This is a genomic window from Micromonospora sp. CNB394, from assembly GCF_000374985.1.
Taxonomy (GTDB): domain Bacteria; phylum Actinomycetota; class Actinomycetes; order Mycobacteriales; family Micromonosporaceae; genus Micromonospora; species Micromonospora marina.
Genome location: NZ_KB895848.1, coordinates 1 through 20,543, shown reverse-complemented (window position 1 = coordinate 20,543; position 20,543 = coordinate 1). Strand labels below are relative to the sequence as shown.

General features: G+C 73.7%; 20 protein-coding genes. 12 read left to right on the top strand and 8 right to left on the bottom strand.

Annotated elements, in window-relative coordinates:
- Positions 1 to 35: 35 nt before the first annotated feature.
- Together C569_RS0122215 and C569_RS0122210 are read left to right on the top strand one after the other, a co-directional pair.
- Complete coding sequence (locus C569_RS0122215; RefSeq protein ID WP_026268497.1) at positions 36 to 521, top strand: hypothetical protein; 486 nt, start codon at positions 36 to 38, stop codon at positions 519 to 521.
- A 37-nt stretch (positions 522 to 558) separates the two neighbouring features.
- Entirely contained in the window at positions 559 to 2,799 is a 2,241-nt protein-coding gene (locus C569_RS0122210; RefSeq protein ID WP_018787954.1) for an AAA family ATPase, read from the top strand.
- A gap of 183 nt (positions 2,800 to 2,982) precedes the next feature.
- Here C569_RS0122210 and C569_RS0122205 read toward each other — a convergent pair whose 3' ends face one another.
- Positions 2,983 to 3,492, bottom strand: a complete 510-nt coding sequence (locus C569_RS0122205; protein ID WP_018787953.1) for a GNAT family N-acetyltransferase — start codon at positions 3,490 to 3,492, stop codon at positions 2,983 to 2,985.
- Positions 3,493 to 3,641: 149 nt separating this feature from the next.
- The gene (locus tag C569_RS0122200; protein ID WP_018787952.1) at positions 3,642 to 4,544 is read right to left on the bottom strand and encodes a hypothetical protein; all 903 of its coding nucleotides are present in this window, start codon (positions 4,542 to 4,544) and stop codon (positions 3,642 to 3,644) included.
- 153 nt (positions 4,545 to 4,697) lie between these two features.
- On the opposite strand from C569_RS0122200, the gene C569_RS0122195 reads away from it, so the two are divergent.
- On the top strand, positions 4,698 to 4,910 hold the full coding sequence (locus C569_RS0122195) for a hypothetical protein (protein WP_026268495.1): 213 nt from the start codon (positions 4,698 to 4,700) through the stop codon (positions 4,908 to 4,910).
- Positions 4,911 to 4,916: 6 nt separating this feature from the next.
- Here C569_RS0122195 and C569_RS0122190 read toward each other — a convergent pair whose 3' ends face one another.
- The 4 genes from C569_RS0122190 to C569_RS0122175 form a co-directional block, all read right to left on the bottom strand.
- Positions 4,917 to 5,387, bottom strand: coding sequence for a DUF3263 domain-containing protein (locus C569_RS0122190; RefSeq protein WP_018787950.1), 471 nt, complete (start codon positions 5,385 to 5,387; stop codon positions 4,917 to 4,919).
- A gap of 135 nt (positions 5,388 to 5,522) precedes the next feature.
- Positions 5,523 to 6,536: an ABC transporter permease subunit gene (locus C569_RS0122185; protein WP_018787949.1), complete on the bottom strand. Its 1,014-nt coding sequence runs from the start codon at positions 6,534 to 6,536 to the stop codon at positions 5,523 to 5,525.
- Positions 6,533 to 7,531: an ATP-binding cassette domain-containing protein gene (locus tag C569_RS0122180; protein ID WP_018787948.1), complete on the bottom strand. Its 999-nt coding sequence runs from the start codon at positions 7,529 to 7,531 to the stop codon at positions 6,533 to 6,535. Before C569_RS0122180 ends, C569_RS0122185 begins: the two co-directional genes overlap by 4 nt.
- Positions 7,532 to 7,627: 96 nt before the next feature.
- Positions 7,628 to 8,413: a DeoR/GlpR family DNA-binding transcription regulator gene (locus tag C569_RS0122175; protein ID WP_018787947.1), complete on the bottom strand. Its 786-nt coding sequence runs from the start codon at positions 8,411 to 8,413 to the stop codon at positions 7,628 to 7,630.
- A 199-nt stretch (positions 8,414 to 8,612) separates the two neighbouring features.
- Between C569_RS0122175 and C569_RS0122170 the strand changes: the two genes are divergently transcribed.
- The 4 genes from C569_RS0122170 to nagA are packed head-to-tail and all read left to right on the top strand — an operon-like array spanning position 8,613 to position 11,750.
- Complete coding sequence (locus C569_RS0122170) at positions 8,613 to 9,542, top strand: SIS domain-containing protein (RefSeq protein ID WP_018787946.1); 930 nt, start codon at positions 8,613 to 8,615, stop codon at positions 9,540 to 9,542.
- A complete protein-coding gene (locus tag C569_RS33805) occupies positions 9,539 to 9,715 on the top strand; it encodes a hypothetical protein (RefSeq protein WP_018787945.1) in 177 nt (58 codons plus the stop codon). The genes C569_RS0122170 and C569_RS33805 overlap by 4 nt, the downstream gene beginning before the upstream one ends.
- Positions 9,712 to 10,644, top strand: a complete 933-nt coding sequence (locus C569_RS0122160; RefSeq protein ID WP_018787944.1) for an ROK family protein — start codon at positions 9,712 to 9,714, stop codon at positions 10,642 to 10,644. Before C569_RS33805 ends, C569_RS0122160 begins: the two co-directional genes overlap by 4 nt.
- Positions 10,641 to 11,750, top strand: a complete 1,110-nt coding sequence (gene nagA, locus C569_RS0122155; RefSeq protein WP_026268492.1) for an N-acetylglucosamine-6-phosphate deacetylase — start codon at positions 10,641 to 10,643, stop codon at positions 11,748 to 11,750. The genes C569_RS0122160 and nagA overlap by 4 nt, the downstream gene beginning before the upstream one ends.
- Before the next feature lie 10 nt (positions 11,751 to 11,760).
- Here nagA and C569_RS0122150 read toward each other — a convergent pair whose 3' ends face one another.
- Positions 11,761 to 13,023, bottom strand: a complete 1,263-nt coding sequence (locus C569_RS0122150; RefSeq protein ID WP_026268491.1) for a DUF4032 domain-containing protein — start codon at positions 13,021 to 13,023, stop codon at positions 11,761 to 11,763.
- Positions 13,024 to 13,109: 86 nt separating this feature from the next.
- On the opposite strand from C569_RS0122150, the gene C569_RS0122145 reads away from it, so the two are divergent.
- The 3 genes from C569_RS0122145 to C569_RS0122135 all read left to right on the top strand — a co-directional run bounded on the left by C569_RS0122145 (position 13,110) and on the right by C569_RS0122135 (position 17,803).
- Positions 13,110 to 13,847 (top strand): phosphatase PAP2 family protein, encoded by a 738-nt coding sequence (locus C569_RS0122145; RefSeq protein WP_026268490.1) that lies wholly within the window; start codon positions 13,110 to 13,112, stop codon positions 13,845 to 13,847.
- 86 nt (positions 13,848 to 13,933) lie between these two features.
- Positions 13,934 to 16,486 (top strand): glycosyl hydrolase family 18 protein, encoded by a 2,553-nt coding sequence (locus C569_RS0122140; RefSeq protein WP_018787940.1) that lies wholly within the window; start codon positions 13,934 to 13,936, stop codon positions 16,484 to 16,486.
- A gap of 78 nt (positions 16,487 to 16,564) precedes the next feature.
- A complete protein-coding gene (locus tag C569_RS0122135; RefSeq protein ID WP_018787939.1) occupies positions 16,565 to 17,803 on the top strand; it encodes an APC family permease in 1,239 nt (412 codons plus the stop codon).
- A 48-nt stretch (positions 17,804 to 17,851) separates the two neighbouring features.
- Here C569_RS0122135 and C569_RS0122130 read toward each other — a convergent pair whose 3' ends face one another.
- Entirely contained in the window at positions 17,852 to 19,636 is a 1,785-nt protein-coding gene (locus tag C569_RS0122130; RefSeq protein ID WP_018787938.1) for a TrkA family potassium uptake protein, read from the bottom strand.
- Positions 19,637 to 19,723: 87 nt separating this feature from the next.
- Between C569_RS0122130 and C569_RS0122125 the strand changes: the two genes are divergently transcribed.
- Both C569_RS0122125 and C569_RS30780 read left to right on the top strand, forming a co-directional pair.
- A complete protein-coding gene (locus tag C569_RS0122125; protein WP_018787937.1) occupies positions 19,724 to 20,203 on the top strand; it encodes an MSMEG_6728 family protein in 480 nt (159 codons plus the stop codon).
- Between the two features lie 89 nt (positions 20,204 to 20,292).
- Positions 20,293 to 20,543, top strand: a 251-nt coding sequence (locus tag C569_RS30780; RefSeq protein ID WP_026268488.1) for a helix-turn-helix domain-containing protein, incomplete at its 3' end; no start/stop codon positions are given.

The following is a 20,543-nucleotide window of genomic DNA, read 5'->3' as shown; positions in this document are numbered from 1 at the left end:
GTTTCGATCCGTTGTCTGGCGAAGGGGTGGACGCCATGAGAGGTGATCTGGACGAGACACTGGCCCGGATGGCGCGGCGCGAGGAGGCGCTGCGCCGCCGGGCGCCGATGCCCGGCGAGCCGGCCGGCCGGGACGCAGCCGCGGAGGCGGCGGACGAGCCGGGCGACGGGCGGGCGGGGCACGGCGCGTACCGGCTGCGCGGCGGCGAGGCACCGGTGCGGCGCGACCCGGTCGAGGAGGTCGCCGAGGCGGTCCGGCGGGTGGTGGCCGAGCACCCCGGGCTCGCCGTGACGCTGCGGGTGGAACTGGGCGAGCAGGCGTACCCGCTGCGGGTCTCCTGGTCCGGCCCGGCGGTGACGGTGGACCCGGCGACGCCGCCCGCGCCGCCGCCGGCGTGGCCCATGTCGGTGAAGACGGTGCCCGCGCCCGGCCACGACCCGCTGGAGTCCGACCCGGCGGCCCGGCTGGCCGAGATGATCCGGCGCGACCCCTCGCTGCTGGACGACCCGGGCCCGCGCTGACCCGGCACCCGATGATCGGGACGGCTACTGTCGGCGGGTGGCCGAACCCGACCTGACCCTGACCGCGACGCTGCGGCCGGCCGCGCTCGACGCCCGCCGCGGCGTGGTGCGCCTGCATCCCGAGGTGCTCACCGCGCTGGCGCTGCGCCCCGGCGACCCGGTGCGCCTGACCGGTCGCCGGGTCACCGCCGGGATCGCGGCCGCCGCCGAGCCGAGCACCAGCGGCGCCCTGCTGCACGCCGACGACCTGCTGCTGGGCAATCTCGGCATGCAAGCCGGCGGCCAGGTCACGGTGAGTCCGCTGCCGGCGACCCCGGCGCGCCGGCTCACGCTCTCCGGTCCGGCCGCGGTGGTCGCCGCGGTCCCGCCGGAGATGCTGCGGCTGGCACTGCTGGGCAAGGTGGTCACCGCCGGGGACGACGTCTCGCTGCTGCCGCAGGACGTGCTGCCGGACGCCGCTGTGCGCGGCCTGATCGAGGCCGCGCGGCGCAGTCTGGCCAGTTCCGTCGGGTACGCCTGGACGAGCACGCTGCTCACCGTCGTATCGGCCGAACCGGCGGTCGGTGCGCTCGTCACCATGGACACGGTGGTGGGCTGGGAGCACGGCGCCGCCACTCGGGGCTCCGGCCCGGCGTCCTCGGCCTCCACCGCCAAGGTCTCCGCCCCCACCGCCCCGGCCGGACCGGAAGCCGACGGGGACCTGCTCGGTCCGGAGGACGCGCCCGACGTGGACGAACTACCCGGCCTGCGCGCCCAGGCCGAGGAGCTGACCGAACTGCTGGACCTGGGCTTCCACCATCGTGAGGTGCTGGGCCGGCTCGGCACCACCGTCTCGCTCGGTGTGCTGGTGGAGGGCCCGGCAGGCTCGGGCAAGTCCGCGCTGGTGCGTGCCGTCGCCGCCCGGGTCGGCGCGGGTGTCCGGCCGCTCTGGGCTCCGGAGCTGGCCGCACTCGGCAACGACGCGGCAGCCCGCCGGCTGCGCGAGGCGGCCTCGGCGGTCCGCGCCGGTGCTCCCGCCGTGCTGCTTGTCACCGACGTGGAGTCGATCGCCCCGGCCGACGAGCCGGGCCCGCTGGCCACCGTGTTCCGGCAGGTGGTGGCCGAGACGCTGCGGGCCGGTGCCGCGGTGGTGTGCACCAGCGGACGCCCCGAGGCGGTCGATCCGGCACTGCGCGGCCCGGACCTGCTCGCGCTGCGGATCACCGTGCCGCTGCCCGACGCGGCGCTGCGCCGGGAGCAGTTGACGGTGCTGACCCGTGAGGTGCCGCTCGCAGGTGACGTCCGGCTGGACGAGGTGGCCGCCCGTACCCCCGGATTCGTCGCGGCGGACCTGGCGGCGCTGGTACGCGAGGCCGGGGTACGCGCGGCGCTGCGCCAGAAGACGGCGCAGACGCCGACGGTGGCGATGGCCGACTTCACCGCCGCGCTGGAGGTGGTCCGGCCGACCACGATGTCCGCCTCCACGCTGGAGCTGGCGTCGGTGACGCTGGACGACGTGGGCGGGCTGCACGAGGTCAAGCAGACACTCACCGAGTCGGTGCTCTGGCCGCTCACCTATCCGGACACGTTCGCCCGGCTGGGCGTGACGCCGCCGCGCGGCGTGCTGCTCTACGGCCCGCCCGGCTGCGGCAAGACCTACCTGGTGACGGCGCTGGCCGGTTCCGGGCGGGCGAACGTGCTGTCGGTGAAGGGCGCGGAGCTGCTCTCGAAGTGGGTGGGTGAGAGCGAGCGGGCGGTCCGAGAGCTGTTCCGCCGCGCCCGCCAGGCCGCGCCCACGCTGGTTTTCCTGGACGAGGTGGACGCGCTGGCCCCGGTACGCGGGCAGGCCACCGACGGCGGTACGACCGACCGGGTGGTGGCGGCGCTGCTGACCGAGCTGGACGGCGTGGAGGCGCTGCGCAACGTGGTGGTGGTCGGCGCGACCAACCGGCCGGAGCTGGTCGACCCGGCGCTGCTGCGTCCCGGCCGGCTGGAACGCCTGGTCTACGTGCCGCCACCGGACGGCCCGGCCCGCACGGAGATCCTCCGCGCGTCCGCCCGGGACGTCCCGCTCGCCCCGGACGTGGACCTCGACGCGCTCGGCACCGAGCTGGACGGCTTCTCCGCCGCCGACTGCGCCGCGCTGATCCGGGAGGCGGCGCTGGCCGCCATGCGGGAGTCGCTGGAGGCGAGCACGGTGACCGCCGCGCACGTCGAGGCGGCCCGGGACCGCGTCCGGCCCTCGCTGGACCCGGTACAGCTCGCGCACCTGGAGTCGTACGCCGCCGGCCGGTCCTGACCGCTCGCGCGGCAGCCGGGCGGCTCGCGCCGCGCCCCGGTCAGCTCTCGTCGCGGTGGCGGGCGGCCGGACGGCGGCAGCGACCGCCGCGGCGAGTGTCAGCGCGGTACGCGTCTCCTGCCGGCGGAACCACCCACAAAGGTGGCGTTGAGCAGCGAGAACTCAGGCAGCGGGGAAGAGGGCTCAGCGGATCGGCAGGGCAGCATCCAGGCAGATACGCGCGTGCAGTACGCCGTCTTCCTCGCGCAGTTCCGCGCCGCATCTGCGCAGCACCGAGATCGCGCCCGCATTGTCCGGCGTGGTGTTCGCGACCACCGTTTGCATTCCGGCCGCGGCGGCGACGTGCAGCAACTGCCGCAGTGCCGCGGCGCCCAGGCCACGGCCCCGCGCCGACCGGCCGAGCCACATGCCGGTCTCCACGGTTCCCGGCTCGTCCCGGCGGGTCATCCGCACCATGCCGACCACCTCGCCGCCGGAGACGATCGCGTACATGGCCGTGCCGGTCGGGCCGTTCAGCCCACCGAGGCTGGCGCGGTGGAACTCGCGGAACGCGTCGCGGCGGGCCAGCGACCAGCCCGCCGGGGCGTCCACCGGAGGCATGACGTCCTCCGGCTCCGCCTCAGCCGCCGCTACGGAGAGCAACGGCTCCAGGTTCCGCTCGTCCACCGGCTCCAGCCGTACCGCACCCGTCACGTCGCGCAGTCTGCCGCGCGTGGTCCGGGTCGTCCACCCCTTTGGGGAGGGATTGCCGCTATGGCCGACCGCCTCGTCCGGTCGTACCCCCAGGGGGTTACGCCTCACGCTGCGTTGCCATCCGACCGGTCGTTCCGACGTGAGCGTGCTCACGCTGGCGGGTCGAACTCGCAGAGCACGGCCGAGGCGTCGTCGGTGCGCTTACGTCGCCGCAGCCGGTCCGGGTGGTCCCGCTCCGCCACCCGGACCCGGTCGATCAGCCCTTCCGGGCCCTCCACGGTCAGCACCTCCAGCAGCCCGCCCCAGTCGAACAGGCCGAACTGGTCGACCGCGCAGGAGGTGCCGTCGCTGAGCAGCGCGGCCCGGCGCAGCGCACCCGGACCGCGCAGCGGAAGCGTCCCGGTCAGCGCGTGGTACGCCGCGTCCGGGTCGCTCGCCGCCGCCCAGTAGCCGTGGGTGCGGTTCATCCGGGTCCGCTGCACTGTCGTCGCGCGGCGGAACCGGATCACCGGGTCGGTCTCGCCGTCCGGCAGCGCCGCGGCACTGCGGCGCAGGTCCGCCACCGCGTGGGCCAGCCGGTCGTCGGTGACCACCTCGATCCCGCGGCCGGTGTCGAGCACCAGCGGGCTGTCGCAGAGCACGAGGTAGTCGACCCGGTCGCCGCTTTCCCGCAGCAGGCACACGGTGGACGACGGCGTGCCCGGATGGTCCAGGTCGCACGTCCCGCCGTGGTCGGCCCGCACCGCGAGGATCGCCGCAGCGAGACTGCTCATCAGCGTGGCGGCGGGGCGGGCCGCGATCGCCAGGCCGATCCGGGCGGCCAGGTGGCGGACGTACCAGGCGGGGCCGTGCGCGCAGCCGGTGTCGAAGCCCTCGGGCACCGTCGCGCCGTCGAGGACGCCGACCAGCGGGCCGAACCGGAAGACCACGTCCTCGTTCTCCGGCCGGCCGGGTGCCGGGGCGGAGGCGGAACGCACCCGCATCACCGGCGCCTCAGCGGTCGGGCGGACCGGCCTGCTGCCGATCGCGTACCGGCGGTCTGGTGCCCCCATCGTCGGCCTCCGTTCGTCGTCGCCGGCCGCCTACCCGGACCGCGCCCGGTCATCCGCCGCCCGACCCGATCGCGGCAACCCTGCGTCATCTTCACCGTACTTTAGGTAGCGTCGGCCGTGACCGGGTCGGTCCCGGCGTCAGGGGGTTTCGAGATGTTGGAGCGGTTGCACGAGAGCGGCTTCCGGGCGGAGCACGCCTACCTCGCCGGATTCGTCAGCATCGGCCTCTCGATGACCAGTTGGTTCCTCTCCAAGCACATGGAGCGCGCCGGGGTGGCGCGGGCGGACCGCTGGGGCATCTTCATCGGCGAGTGGGCGCCCACGTTCTTCGCCATCGGCAACGGGCTGCGCACGTACGAGAAATGACGTTCGTCAGCGGCGCCGGTTACGGGCCCGCGACGAGCGCAGCCGGCGCAGCCGGCCGATCAGCACCGGCTCGGCGGCGAGCGCGGCCGGCTGGTCGAGCAGTGCGTTGAGCAGCTGGTAGTAGCGGGTCGCGGAGAGCCCGAACGTGTCCCTGATGGCCTGCTCCTTGGCACCGGCGTGCTTCCACCACTGTGCCTCGAACGCGAGGATCCGCCGCTCCCGCTCGGTGAGGCCGTCGCCCCCGTCGGGCGGTGCCGGCGCGGACGCCGTACCACCGGACGGCGCGGCGTCGTCGAGGGGCGCGGCGTGATCGAGAGGCGCGGCGTCGTCGGCGGGCGCGGACCGGTCCGGCGGCGTGGACTCGACCGGGGGCGCGGTGCGTGGCGGCGGAACAGCACCCGCGTGGCGCGTACCCGCTGTCGGCCCCGACGGGTCGGGCCGGTCGACGGCGGCCCGCTGCGAGGCGTCGGCGGACATGGCGCTCCTCTCCGACGGCGGGTGGCCGGCGCGCGGAACGCGCCGGCCCGGGGAGCCCCAGCGTAACCAGGGCCGCCCCCGACCGCATCGGACGCGGGGTCCGCGCCGCCGGAGGAGCCGGCGGCGCGGACGAGGTCAGGAGATGTCCCGCCGCCGCATCGTCCAGAACGCGGCCGCGACCGCGCCCACCAGGGCCACGCCGAACACCACTGCCGACTGCTGCCAGGTGACCATGTACGTGGCCGGTTCGCAGGCGCCCTGGGAGAACTGGCAGGTGTCGTAGTCGAACAGCTCCGCCTGCTTCAGGAACCACGACTGGGCGTACGTGGACAGCACGTACCGGTCCCCGAACTGGACGCCGAGCACGGCGACCGCGATCCGGATGCCGATCTCACTCACCGCGAAGATCCCCACCGCCGCGCCCAGGGCCATCGCCGTGTGCCGGCCGAGCGAGGCCAGCGCGAACCCGATCGCCGCCACGAGGAGCGTCATGGCCAGCGCGCGCAGGCCGTCCAGTCCGATCGACCGCCACACTCCGGCGGTCATCTTCGCGGTGCTGCCGCGCTGGCTGGCGATCAGCCAGAACGCCGCCGTCCAGAGGGCGCCGAGCACCACGGTCAGGCCGAGCACGGTGGTGAGCAGGGCGGCCAGTTTCGTGCCCAGCACGGTGAGCCGCTTCGGCCGCCAGAGCAGCAGGTTCATCATCCCGCCGGTGTTCCACTCGGCGCCCACGAAGGAGGCGCCGACGATGAAGCCGAACAGCGCCACGGAAGCGGCGAACACGGCGATGAACATCGGGAACTCGGCCCGGAAGTCGAACTGGTACGGCAGGTACCAGTTCGCCTCGAACATGTCTGGCTGCGGCTGGTAGTCCTTGCCGCAGTTCGGGCCGTACCGTTCCTCGGTGTTCTCGCCCCGGGCCGCGGCGGCCTCGCACTCGGAGACGCTGCGCTGCCACTCCTTGACCGAGTTCTGGTAGTTGTTGTTCGCCTTGGCCTCGGCCGCGGCCACAGTGGCGGGCGAGAGCTTCTCGCTGGAGAAGCTGAACGCGGTGGCCACGGTGGCCAGGCCGACGACCAGCAGCACGAGCATCAGCCGGGTCACCCGGCGTTTGCCGAGCCGGCGCAGCTCGGTGACGAACAGGCTCATGCGCCCCAACCTCCTGTGGTGCCGGCCTGGTCGACCTTGGCGGACTGATCGACCTGACGGTGCTGGCCGGGGACCGGCGCGGTGGCGGTCAGTTCGAGGAAGACGCTCTCCAGGTCGACCGCGACCGGGGTGAGCTCGCTGACGTAGAGGCCCTGCTCGGCGAGGAGCCGGCTGACGGTGGCCGGCTTGTCCACGCCGGACAGCAACAGGTGGTCGGGCTCGGTGGTGACGCGGACCCCGGCACGGGTGAGCGCGTCGGCGGCCTGGGGCAGGTCGCCGACCGCTTCCAGGCGTACCCGCACGGAGCCCTGGGAGTGGGCCGCGAGCACCTGCTCGACCGGCCCGAACGCGACCCGGCGGCCGAGCGAGATGATCGTGACCGAGTCGCAGATGAGCTGGATCTCGCCCAGGATGTGGCTGGAGAGCACCACTGTCATGCCGTTCTCGGACAGCTCCCGCATCAGCCCGCGCATCTCCCGGATGCCGCCCGGGTCGAGGCCGTTCGCCGGCTCGTCGAGGATCAGCAGCTTGGGGTTCTTGAGCAGCGCGGAGGCGACCGCGAGGCGCTGCTTCATGCCGAGCGAGTAGGTCTTCACCCGCTCGCCCGCCCGGTCGCGCAGCCCGACCAGCTCCAGCACCTCGTCCACGCGCTGCTTGGGCAGCTCACCGGCCTGCGCGAGCAGGCCCAGCGTGTCGCGGGCGGAGAAGTGCGGGAAGAACTGCGGGCTCTCCACGATGGCGCCGACCTGCCCGGCGACCGCCGGCAGCGCGTGCGGCAGCTCCTGGCCGAGGATGGCCATCCGGCCGCCGTTGGGCCGGATCAGGCCGAGCAGCGTACGCAGTGTGGTGGTCTTGCCCGAGCCGTTCGGGCCGAGGAAGCCGTGCACCTGGCCGGCCTCGACTCGCATGTCGAAGCCGTCGAGCGCGTGGCGGACCCCGCGTTTCCGGCTCCGGTACGTCTTGCGGAGACCTTCGATCTCCAGGACAGCCGACACAGCTGACCTCCCCCGATAAGTAGGCGTCAACGACACCATACGCGGTATGCAATCGAAGGCAATACCCGGTATGCACTATCGGCGTGTCGGGTGCGGTCAGGCGCAGACGACGTGCACGCCCGCCTCGCGGAACGCCTGCACCACGTCGGGGGACGCGCCGGAGTCGGTCACCAGCGTCTCGACCCGGTCCACCGGGCAGATCCGGGCGAACGCGTGCCCGCCGAGTTTCGAGGAGTCCGCTATCACGACGACCCGCTTGGCCCGGGCCACCATCAGGCTGTTCATGGCCGCCTCGCCCTCGTGGTGCGCGGCGGCGCCGAGCTGCGGGTCGATCGCGTCCACCCCGAGCAGCGCGACATCCAGCGTGACCTCGCGCAGCAGCGCCCCGCCGAGCGGGCCGACCAGCTCGAAGGACTTCGGCCGGACCACGCCGCCGGCCACCACCACCTTCATCCGTGAGCGCACGAGCAGCTCGTTGGCGATGTTCAGCGCGTTCGTCACCACGGTGAGCTGGGCACCCTCCGCGCTGGTGTTGAGATCGGGGCGGACGGCGAGCGCCCGCGCCACCTCGGTGCTCGTGGTGCCGCCGTTGAGGCCGACGACGGTGCCCGGCGACACGAGCGCCGCGGCGGCGGTGCCGATCCGCTGCTTCTCGGCCGAGTGCTTGGCGGTCTTGTAGCGCAGCGGCAGGTCGTAGGAGACGCCGTTGGCGACCGCGCCACCCCGGGTACGGGTGATCATCTGCTGCTGGGCGAGCTGGTCGAAGTCGCGCCGGATGGTGGCCTGGGAGACGTCCAGCCGCTCGGCCGCCTCCTCGACGCTGACCCGGCCGCTGTCGGTCAGCATCTCCAGCAGCGCGTTCCAGCGCGCGTAGCGGTCCACCGCGGGGCCCTCCCCAGACTGTGCGTGAACGGTGATCGGTTGCGTGCACACTAGTGCGCGAAACGCGGTCCGCGCAAAACCCCGTGCTGCGCGAACTGAGAGACGGTTGCCACGACCACCCCGCTTCGCGCAGAATGACGCGCGAAAGGCGGCCGTATCGCGCCGTATTGCGCAAAGTCTCTCCTGGCGAGGAGTTGTCATGGCGTTCGTGCACGCGGAGATCGCGAGCCAGCCCGACTGCTGGCGGGAGGCGGCGCGACTCACCCCGACCGTCGCCGCGCACCTGCCGCGCCCCGGCGAGCGGGTCGCCGTGGTCGGTTGCGGCACGTCGTGGTTCATGGCCATGGCGTACGCCGGGCTGCGTGAAGCCGCCGGCCAGGGCGAGACCGACGCCTTCCAGGCCAGCGAGTTCCCGGCCGGCCGGCACTACGACCGGCTCATCGCGATCACCCGCTCCGGCACCACCACCGAGGTACTCGACCTGCTCTCCGCGCTGCGCGGACGGATCCCCGCCACGGTCCTGGTCGGCGACCCGGACTCGGCCGCCGTGGCGCTCGCCGACGCCAGTGTCGCGCTGCCCTTCGCCGACGAGCGGTCGGTGGTGCAGACCCGCTTCGCCACCACCGCGCTCGCGCTGCTGCGCGCCCACCTCGGCGAGGACCTGGGCCGCCTGGCCGCCGACGCCGAGGTCGCCGTGCGCGCCCCGCTGCCGATCGACCCGGCCGGCATCGGGCAGGTCACCTTCCTCGGGCGCGGCTGGACCGTCGGGCTGGCCCAGGAGGCCGCGCTGAAGTGCCGCGAGGCGGCCACGTTCTGGGCCGAGGCGTACCCGGCCATGGACTACCGGCACGGCCCGATCTCGGTCGCCGCGCCCGGCCGGCTGGTGTGGGCGCTCGGCGAGATCCCGGACGGCCTGCCCGAGGACGTGGCCGCCACCGGCGCCGCGTTCGTGCACAGCCGCACCCACGGCTGCCGCACGGTGCTGACGAGCTGGGCCGCCGGGCGTAACCCGGTCGACCCGATGGCCGACCTGATCCTGGCCCAGCGTTTCGCGGTCGCGCTCGCCACCAGCCGCGACCTCGACCCGGACGCGCCCCGCCATCTGACCCGGTCCGTGGTCCTGGCATGAGCGAACGCACCGAGCGCAGCGAGGGCCGTGAGCGCATGCCCAGCCGGCACAGCATGAGCGAACGCACCGAGCGCAGCGAGGGCCGTGAGCGCATGCCCAGCCGGCACAGCATGAGCGAACGCACCGAGCGCAGCGAGGGCCGTGAGCGCATGCGCGGCTGGCAGACGGCATGAGCGAACGCGACGAGGTCGTCGTCGCGCTGGACGTGGGCGGCACCGGGATGAAGTGCGCCCTGGTCCGGCCGGACGGCTCGACGGTGCACACCGAACGGCACGCCACCGGCGCCCAGCGCGGCCCGGAGGCGGTGGCCGGCACGATCCTCGACGTGGCCGTAGGGCTGGCCGGCAAGGCCCGCGCCGACGGCCGTACACCGGTGGCCTGCGGCATCGTCGTACCCGGGGTGGTCGACGAGGCGCGTGGCGTGGCGGTCTGGTCGGCGAACGTGGGCTTCCGGGACGTACCGCTGCGGGAGCTGGCGGGCACGCGGCTGGGACTGCCCGCGGCGCTCGGCCACGACGTGCGGGCGGGTGGCCTGGCCGAGGCCCGGCTCGGCGCCGGACGGGAGGCGGACCAGGTCCTGTTCGTCGCGATCGGCACCGGCATCGCCGCCGCCCACGTGGTCGGCGGGTCGGCCGCCACCGGCGCGCACGGCGCCGCCGGGGAGATCGGCCACATCCTGGTACGCCCCGGCGGCCCACGCTGCGGATGCGGGCGGACCGGCTGCCTGGAGGCGGTGTCGTCCGCCTCGGCGATCGGGCGCCGGTACGCCGAGCTGTCCGGCGCGCCCACCACCGCCGCCGAGGTGGCCGACCGGGCGGCGGCCGGTGATCCGCTCGCCGTCGAGGTGTGGCGGGAGGCGGTCGAGGCGCTCGCCGACGGACTCGCCACGGGGCAGGCCCTCTACGATGTGTCGACAGTGGTGCTGGGCGGCGGGCTGGCCCAGGCCGGTCCCCGGCTGTTCGGCCCGCTGCGGACGGCGTTGCGCGAGCGGCTGACGTTCCACCGCGAGCCACGCCTGGTCGCGGCCGACCTCGGTGACGAGGCCGGCTGCCTCGGCGCCGCCCTGCTGGCCCTGGACACCCTGGCGAAGGAGAGTCGATGACCCGGCGCGTGACCGGCAAGGTGGTGACCCCGACCGGTGTCATCCGGCAGGGTTGCGTGGAGATCGCGGACGGGCGGATCACCGCTGTCGCCGAGTATCCGTCGGTGCGCGACGGCCACTGGATCGTGCCGGGCTTCGTGGACATGCACACCCACGGCGGCGGCGGGCACACGTTCACCACCGGCGACCCGGAGTCGGCCCGGCAGGCCGCCGCGTTCCACCGCGGGCACGGCACCACCACACTGCTGGCCAGCCTGGTCAGTTCCCCCTTCGAGCTGATGCGCGACGCCACCGCCGCCTACCGGCCGCTGGTCGAGTCCGGTGTGCTCGCCGGCATCCACTTCGAGGGTCCGTACCTGTCCGCCGACCGCTGCGGCGCGCAGAACCCGGAGTTCCTGCGCGACCCGTCCACCGCCGAGCTGAGCGAGCTGGTCGAGCTGGGCGGCGGCGCCGTACGCATGGTCACGATCGCTCCCGAGCGGGACGGCGCCACCAAGGCGATCGAGCTGCTGGTGTCGCACGGTGTGGTCGCGGCGGTCGGGCACACCGACGCCACCTGGGAGCAGACGCGGGCGGCGGTGGCGGCGGGCGCGAGCGTCGGCACCCACCTGTTCAACGGGATGCGCCCGGTGCACCACCGCGAGCCCGGCCCGGTGGTGGCCCTGCTGGAGGCCCCGAACGTGGTGTGCGAGCTGGTCGCCGACGGCGTGCACCTGCACGACGGCATGCTCGGTTTCGCCACCTCGGTGGCCGGCCCGGAGCGGGCCGCGCTGATCACCGACGCGATGGCCGCCGCCGGGATGCCCGACGGCGAGTACGAGCTGGGCGGCCAGGCGGTCACCGTGTCCGGCGGTGTGGCCCGGCTGAGCCGCGACGGCGCGATCGCCGGCAGCACGCTCACCATGGACGCGGCGCTGCGGCACGCGGTCGGCGCGGGTGTGGCCCTGCCGGACGCCTGCCGGATGGTCGCCACCACCCCGGCCCGCGCGATCGGCCTGGGCGACCGGGTGGGCGCGCTGGTCACCGGGCTGCGCGCCGACCTCGTGGTGCTGGACGAGGACCTGAACGTGGTACGGGTGATGCGCGGCGGCGACTGGGTGGAGTGACCCGCAGGCGTCAGGTGGTGGGCATCTCGACGCCGAGCACCGCCTGCTCGTCCGGGCGGTGCACCAGCACGTCGGCCAGGTACGACTGCACCGCCTGGCGCATCCCGACGTCCCGCCCGGCCTGCTCGGAGAGCAGCCACTTGTGCTCGATGATCTGGGCGAACAGTTCCTGCGGCTCCAGCTTGTTGCGCAGGTGCCCCGGGACGGCCCGGACCACCGGCTCGAAGACCTCGGTCAGCCAGCGGTGCGCCGCCTGCTGCTCGTCGGTCAGGTCGCTCTCCAGCCGGTAGGCGTCCAGGTCGTTGAGGAGCTTGCGGGCCTGGTTCTCCTCGGCGTCCAGGCCGGTCAGGCGCAGCAGCCGCCGGGTGTGGTAGCCCGCGTCGACCACCTTCGGCCGGACCAGGTAGCGCCCGTCGTCGACTGTGGACATGGCCACCTCGGCCACGTCGAAGCCCAGCTCGTTGAGGCGGCGGATGCGGCGTTCGATGTCGTGCCTGGCGGCACGCTCGACCTGCTGCTCGTAGGTGATCTCGTGCCAGAGCCGCTCGTAGCGCCGCACTACCTCCTCGCAGACCACCTCCGGGTCGATGGACTCGTGCAGCAGGCCGGCGGCCTGGAGGTCGAGTGCCTCGCCGAAGATGTTGACCCGGGCGATCTCCAGGTCCTCGCCGCGCTGGCCGTTCGACAGCGACGGGTGCAGCGCGCCGGTCTCGGCGTCGACCAGGTACGCGGCGAAGGCGCCCGCGTCCCGCCGGAACAGCGTGTTCGACAGCGAGCAGTCGCCCCAGAAGAAGCCGGTCAGGTGCATTCGGACGATGAGCGCGGCCAGCGCGTCGAGCAGCCGGTTCATCGTCTCCGGTCGCAGCGTGTTGGAGAACAGCGCCCGGTAGGGCAGCGAGAACTGGAGGTGCCGGGTGATCAGCACCGGGTCCAGCGGCTCGCCGTCGTCGGTCTGCCGGTCGGCGACGATCGCGATGGCCTCGACCGACGGGAAGTCGATCCGCTCCAGCGCCCGCAGCAGGTCGTACTCCCGTTCGGCGACCCGCTCGCCGGTCTCCTTCACCGCGTAGACGTACCCGCCGAGCCGGACGAACCGCACGACGTGCCGGGAGATGCCCTGCGGCAGCGCCACCAGGTGTTCGGCAGGCCACTGCTCCAACGGGGTCGACCAGGGGAGGTCGAGCAGCGACGGGTCGACGAGAGCCGAGGTGATCCGCACGGCAACCAGTGTGACCGCTGACCCCGCGCCGCGCCTCCCTTCGTGGCTGGGCACACAGCGGCCGATGCCCGCGCCGGTCGGCCGCCGCCGGCGGCCGGTAGCGTGGTCGCGTGCGTCAGACCTCGGGGGTACGCGGTGACCTGCGGCTGCGGCCGGTCCGGCCGGCCGGGTGGTGGTTCGACGGGCTGCTGCTCGCAGCGGTGGTGGCGCTGACCGTCGCGCTCGCCTCGGGTCACCTGTTCGGCCTGGACCGGGCGGTCGCCGACTGGTCCGAGGAGAACCGCCCGACCGCCGCCCGCTGGGTCGCCATGACGCTGAACCTGCTCGGCCAGGGCACCCCGTTGACGTTGCTCGCGGCCGGGCTGGGCGTGCTGCTGGCGCTGCGGTTGCGCTCGGTGCGGCCCCTGCTGCCACCGGTGGCCGGGTTCGTGCTCACGTTCTTCACGATCGGCCCGCTGAAGGTGTGGACGGCCCGCCCGGCGCCGAGCGCCTCGGTCAAGGAGCCGTTCCTGTCGCCGGAGCAGACGCTGCCGCTGTTCCAGCACGACCTGCCGGTCCGTTTCGCGCAGTCGTACCCGTCCGGGCACGTCGCCAACGCGATCGTCTGGTACGGCGTACTGGCCCTGCTGCTGGCCCCGCTCGTGCGCACGGTCGGCCGTACCGTGCCGCCCCGGCTGGTCACAGTCGTCCGGGTGGTGCCCCCGGCGGTGGTCTTCTGCACCACCGTCTACCTGGGCTGGCACTGGCTGACCGACTCGGTCGCCGGGCTGTTGCTCGGCCTGCTGCTGGACCGCCTGTTGCGCCGCGTGCCCTGGAACAGTCTGCCGCTGCCGGCGCGGCTGGGCGGCTGGGCCCGCCCGGCGGAGGGGCTCGGCTAGAAAATCCGCCTCTTGTCTCGGCGTATCGACGCCGGTATACATTTAGCAATCTTAACAGTTAAGTTTGTTAAATGTAGGAGGTACTCGTGCTGACGAGACGACTCAGCCGCTGGCTGTCGACCGGCGCCGCCGGTCTGCTGACCGCGACGATGGCGGTGGTCGTGGCCGCCCCGGACGCAAGGTCGGCCGCCGCCGACGACGAGGCGTGCCGGCCCGACGGGCTCTACCGCACGCCCGGAGTCTCGGTGCCCTACTGCACCGTCTACGACACCGCGGGCCGGGAGAAGATGGGCGCAGACCACACCCGCCGGATCATCGGCTACTTCACCAGCTGGCGGACCGGCCGCAACGGCGCCCCGGCCTACCTGGTGAACCAGATCCCCTGGCAGAAGGTCACCCACATCAACTACGCGTTCGCCCACGTCGACGGCGGCAACCGCATCTCCGTGGGCAACCCCGGCGCCGCGGACAACCCGGCGACGAACATGACCTGGCCCGGCGTGGCCGGTGCCGAGATGGACCCGGCCCTGCCGTACACCGGGCACTTCAACCTGCTCAACAAGTACAAGAAGCAGAACCCCGGCGTCCGTACGCTGATCAGCGTCGGCGGCTGGGCCGAGACCGGCGGCTTCATCGACGACAGCGGCAACCGCGTCGACTCCGGCGGCTTCTACCGGATGACCACCACCGGCACCAACACGGTGAACACCGCCGGCATCAACAGGTTCGCCGACTCGGTGGTGACGTTCCTGCGCACGTACGGCTTCGACGGGGTCGACATCGACTACGAGTACCCCACCTCCAACAACAAGGCCGGCAACCCGCTCGACTTCGCCCAGGCCGACGCCAAGCGGGCCGGTCTCAACGCCTCGTACCAGGTGCTGATGCGCACGTTGCGGGAGAAGCTCGACCGTGCCGCCGCCACCGACGGCAAGCACTACCTGCTCACCGTGGCCGCGCCCGCGTCCGGTTGGCTGCTGCGCGGGATGGAGTCCTACCAGGCGTTGCAGTACCTCGACTACGTCAACGCGATGTCCTACGACCTGCACGGCGCGTGGAACCACTTCGTCGGGCCGAACGCGGCGCTCTACGACAACGGCGACGACGCCGAACTGGCCGCCGGCGGCGTGTACGGCGCGTACTCCGGCATCGGCTACCTGAACACCGACTGGGCGTACCACTACTTCCGGGGCGCGCTGCCCAGCGGCCGGGTGAACATCGGCGTGCCCTACTACACCCGGGGCTGGCAGGGCGTCACCGGCGGCACCAACGGCCTGTGGGGGCGGGCGGCGCTGCCCGACCAGACCAAGTGCCCGGCCGGCACCGGCAGCTCGATCGGCTCCACCACCCCCTGCGGCAACGGCGCGGTCGGCATCGACAACCTCTGGCACGACCTCGACACCGCCGGCAACGAGGTGCCCGGCGGTGCCAACCCGATGTGGCACGCGAAGAACCTCCAGGCCGGCGTCACCGGCGACTACCTGACCGGATACGGCCTCACCCCGGCCACCGACCCGGCCGACCGGATCAGCGGCAGCTACACCCGGAACTACTCGGCCGCGCTGGTCGCGCCCTGGCTGTGGAACGCGGAGAAGAAGGTCTTCCTCTCCACCGAGGACGACCAGTCACTCGCCGCCAAGGCCGACTACGTCGCGGCCAAGGGCCTCGGCGGCGTGATGATCTGGGAACTCGCCGGCGACTACGCCTACGACTCCGCCAAGGGCCAGTACGGCATGGGCGACACGCTGACCACGCTGCTCTACGACCGGCTGAAGGCCGCACCGGCGTACGGCGCCCGCAAGGCGGGCATCACCATGCCCACCCGGACGCTCGACGTGGCGGTCGGCATGGGCGGCTTCGCGCTCGGCGACAACAACTACCCGATCAACCCCGAGCTGCGGCTGACCAACAACACCGGTGCACCGATCCCGGCCGGCGCGCAGCTCGAGTTCGACTATCCCACCACCACCCCGGCCACACTCAGCCAGCAGTCCGGCTGGGCGCTCACCACCGTCACCACCGGCCACACCGGCAGCAACGTCGGCGGACTGAAGGGCGACCACAACCGGGTACGCCTCACCGTGCCGGCCGCGATCGTGCCCGGCTCGTACGCCGAGGTGACGCTCAACTACCAGCTCCCGATCTCCGGCCCGGCCAACTTCACGCTCGCCTTCGGCGGCCAGACGTACGCGCTGACCGGGGACTGGGCACGTGGTGGCGAGGTGGTCACGCCGTCGCCCAGCCCGAGCGGTTCCGTCCCGCCCGGCGGGAGCACCTGCACCGCGCCGGCCTGGTCGGCGGCCACCGCGTACTCCGGCGGGGCAACCGTCTCGCACGCCGGACGGACCTGGAACGCGAAGTGGTGGACCCAGGGCGAGACGCCGGGCAGCGCCACGGTCTGGGCCGACCAGGGCGCCTGCACGGGCTCCCCGGCACCGACCACCTCCCCGACGCCCACCGGCTCGCCGTCACCCACAGGTGGTTCGTGTGCCGCGCCGGCCTGGGCCGCGGGAACCGCGTACCCCGGAGGTGCTGTGGTGTCCCACGGCGGACACCGGTGGACCTCGCGGTGGTGGACCCAGGGAGACGTGCCCGGGACCAACAGCCAGGGCGTGTGGACCGACAACGGGCCCTGCTGAACCCGCTCCCGGTGCCGCCGGCGGAATCCCGCCGGCGGCACCTGCCGTTCACCCGAGCGCCCTGGCTAGGCTGCCGGAGTGGAACGGCTGGCACGGCGACTCGGCGTACGCGATGCGGTGGTCATCGGTCTGGGCTCGATGCTCGGCGCGGGCGTGTTCGTCGTCTTCGCCCCGGCCGCCGCGGCGGCCGGCGGCACCGGACTGCTCGTCGCACTGGCGGTCGCCGGCTTCGTCGCCTACTGCAACGCGACCAGCTCGGCCCGGCTCGCCGCCCGCTACCCCGAGTCCGGCGGCACCTACGTCTACGGCCGGGAACGGCTGCACCCGTTCGCCGGCTTCCTCGCCGGCTGGGGATTCGTGGTGGGCAAGACCGCGAGCTGCGCGGCGATGGCGCTGACCGTCGGGGCGTACCTGTGGCCGGGGCGGGCGCGGCTCGTCGCGGTCCTCGCCGTGGCGGCGGTGACAGCGGTGAACCTGCGTGGCATCGGCAAGACCGCCACCGCCACCCGGGTGCTCGCCGTGGTGGTGCTGACGGTGCTCGCCGTCGTCGCCGTGACCGGCGCGCCGCAGGTGACCGCCGACCGGCTCACCGACCCGGCCGGCATCGGCGCGGGTGGCGTACTGACCGCCGCCGGGCTGCTGTTCTTCGCCTTCGCCGGGTACGCACGGATCGCCACGCTGGGCGAGGAGGTACGCGACCCGGAACGCACCATCCCCCGGGCGGTGCCGGTCGCGCTCGGCGCGGTGCTGGCGATCTACCTGACGCTGGCGGTGGTCGCACTCGGCGTACTCGGTGCCGACCGGCTGGCGTCCACCGACGCTCCGCTGGTCGAGGTGGTGACCGCCGCCGGACACCCGGGGCTGGCCTGGCTGGTCCGGGCCGGCGCGACAGTCGCCGTGACCGGGGTGCTGCTGTCCCTGCTGCCGGGCGTCGGCCGGACCACGCTGGCGATGGCCCGCCGACGGGACCTGCCCGGCGCGCTCGCGGCGGTCCATCCGCGCCACCGGGTGCCGCACCGCGCCGAACTCGCGGTGGCCGCCGTGGTCGCCGTCGTGGTGGCCGTCGGCGACATCCGGGGCGCGATCGGCTTCTCCAGCTGCACCGTGCTGGTCTACTACGCGATCACCAACGCGTCGGCGCTGACGCTCGGCGCCGACCCGGACCGGCGCGTCCCGGTACGGCTGCTCGCCGCGCTGGGGCTGGCCGGCTGCCTGGTGCTGGCGGTCAACCTGCCGCTGCCGAGCGTGCTCGCCGGGTTCGGCGTGCTCGCCCTCGGCGCGCTCGGGTACGCCGTCCGCCGCCGTCACCAGGCCTGAGGCGGCCCGGCCGCGCTCGACACGCGTCCCCCGGTCGCCCCGGTCCCGTCACTCCTGCGGGCGGCGCGGGGCGGGCGGGCCGGCAGGAGCCGGCGGCGGCGCGGGTGTGGTCTCCCGGAGCAGGGCGGTCAGCCCGGCCCGCCGGGCCACCACAGTCAGCCGGTCACCGGCCTGGACCACCATCCGCGGGTCGGCCGACCAGTCCGCCTTCTGGTTCGGCCGGGCGTGCGCGAGCAGGCGTACCTCGCCGGGCCGCGCCACCGCGCCGAGCGGACGCCCGTCCAGCGGGGAACCGGCCACCACCGGCACCTCGGTGACCAGCAGCGCGTGCCGGTCGACCGGGATGGTGGCGACCACCGCGCGATCCAGCAGGGCCGCCGCGAAGGCCGGTGCGGCCAGATAGGACACGCTGCGCGAGATGCCGATGCCGAACGCCTGCTGGATCCGCTCGGCGAAGTCGCCGTCGAACAGCCGCAGCACCACGCGCAGATCCGGGTCGAGAGACCGGGCGATCAGCGCGGCCCGCAGGTTCGTCCCGTCGTCGGTGGAGACCACCACGAGAGCCTGACAGGTGTCCACCGAGGCGGACCGGAGCGTCTCCTCCCGGCCCGCGTCCCCCACGATCAGCGGCACCCCCAGCCGGTGCGCCAGCGCGGCGCCGCGCGCGTCCGGGTTCCTGTCGATCGCCACCACCTCGACGCCGAAGTCGTGCAACTGCGCCATCACCCGGGTGCCGATGTTGCCCAGCCCGACCATCACCACGTGCCCCGAGCGGTCCGGCTGGACCCGGCCCGCGTGCAGCGCCAGCCGGGCGTTGACGACGCCGTCGACCACCGCGGCCGTGATCAGCGGGATCAGCGCCAGCCCGGCCAGGTTGAGCACCACCTGCATCACCTGGGCCGCGACCGGCTTGTTGACGTCCGGATCCTGGCCGGTGAGCGTGGTGACCAGGGTCAGGTAGACCGCCTCGCTCCAGCTCACGTCAGCGGCCCGCGCGTTGAGCCAGCCCAACGCCGCGATCACCCCGAGCAGCACCAGCACCGCGATACCGATCTTCCGGGTGGCGAAGTGGCGGACCGCGCGCAGCAGGACAGCGACCGGCTGCCGGCGACGCCGCGCCCGTACCAGCCGCCGCGCGGCGACCTCGGTGCCCGCCGGCCGACCGGTCGCCTCGGCCAGCACCACGTCGGCCGCCGCCTCGTCCGCGGGCAGCACCCGGACCAGGTCCGGATCGGTGGTGACGGCCAGCCCGCAGACCACGTCCTGCGGGCGCACGTCGTCACGGCGGGCCACGTACAGCGTGCGCCCGCCGTGCCGGAAGTGGGTCGGCGCCACCTCGCCCAGCGCGGCGGCGACGAAGGCCGGGGCGGCGATCGAGGCGTCGGAGAGCACCGCCGAGTCGGGGAAGAGCTGCCGCAGCCCGTCCGCCAGGTTGGTGTTGAACATCCGCACCACCAGGCGCAGCCGCGACTCGACCTCCTGGGCGCAGAGCGCGGCGTGCATGTTGCCCACGTCGTCCTGGTGCAGCAGGGCCAGCCCGGCCGCGCCGGCCAGCCCGGCCCGGCGGAACGCGGCCTCGTCGAGGCGCTCCGCCGTGACCACGCGTACCCCGGGCACGTCCCGCCCGTCTGGGCCCTCGGACCGGCGGCGGCCCGGCACCACGAGCGTGACCCGCACCTGGCCGTCGGCGCTGTCGGTGGCGAGCAGCGACCGGACCACCCAGTAGGCGAGCGGGTCGGAGCCGCAGACCACGTAGTGGGGACGTTCGTCACCGTTCATCCGGAGCCGCCAGCCGGTCGCGCGGCGCGCGCGGTCGCGCAGTGGCTCGGCCATGCCCGGATCGTAGTCAGCCGCTCGCGACGTGCGCAGCCCCGGCGATCATGAACGCATGGTGGGGCCGGGTCCGGGTAGAGCACCGGTATGCAGACGTTCCTGCCGTATCCGGACTTCCTGGCCAGCGCGCGCACGCTGGACCAGAAGCGGCTGGGCAAGCAGCGAGTGGAGGCGATCCAGGTGCTGCGCGGGCTGACCTGGCCCGGCTACGGCTGGCGCAACCACCCCGCGGTGAAGATGTGGGCCGGGTACGAGGAGGCGCTGACCCGGTACGGGCTGGACATGTGCGCGGTGTGGTGCGAGCCGGGCCGGGCCGACACCTGCGCCGGCACGCTCGCCACCGACCTCGCCACCGCCTGCGGCATCTCGGTGATCCGCAGCCAGGAGGAGCTGGCCGCCGCCGGTGAGCTGCCGCCCTGGCTGGGCCGCGACGACCTGCACCGCAGCCACCGGTCGTCGCTGCTGCGCAAGGATCCGGTCCACTACGCACGGCTGTTCACCGACGTCTCCCCCGACCTGGAGTACGTCTGGCCCCCGTCCGACCGCCCCCGCCGCTGCCTGCCGTGAAGGAAGGGCCCCCTATTAACGCCTCCGGTAGAGGAAGGGCCCCTTGTTATTGACCCGTAACCCAAATATGCCGTTATCGTTGGTTATGTATGGGTGTGATGGTGCGTGATACGCGGTCGCTTTCCCCGGCGGCGCAGGAGGATCTGCGTCGCCGGGTGGTCGCGGCGGTGAAGGCGGGGATGAGTCAGGCCGCTGCGGCGAGGGCGTTTCAGGTGGCGCCCAAGACGGTGTGGCGGTGGGTGGATGCCTTCGACCGTAAGGGAAACCGGGCTTTGGATGCCCGTCGACGGGGACGCCGCGCGAACGAGCAGAAGGCGTTGACGGCGCGACAGCAGGCCCG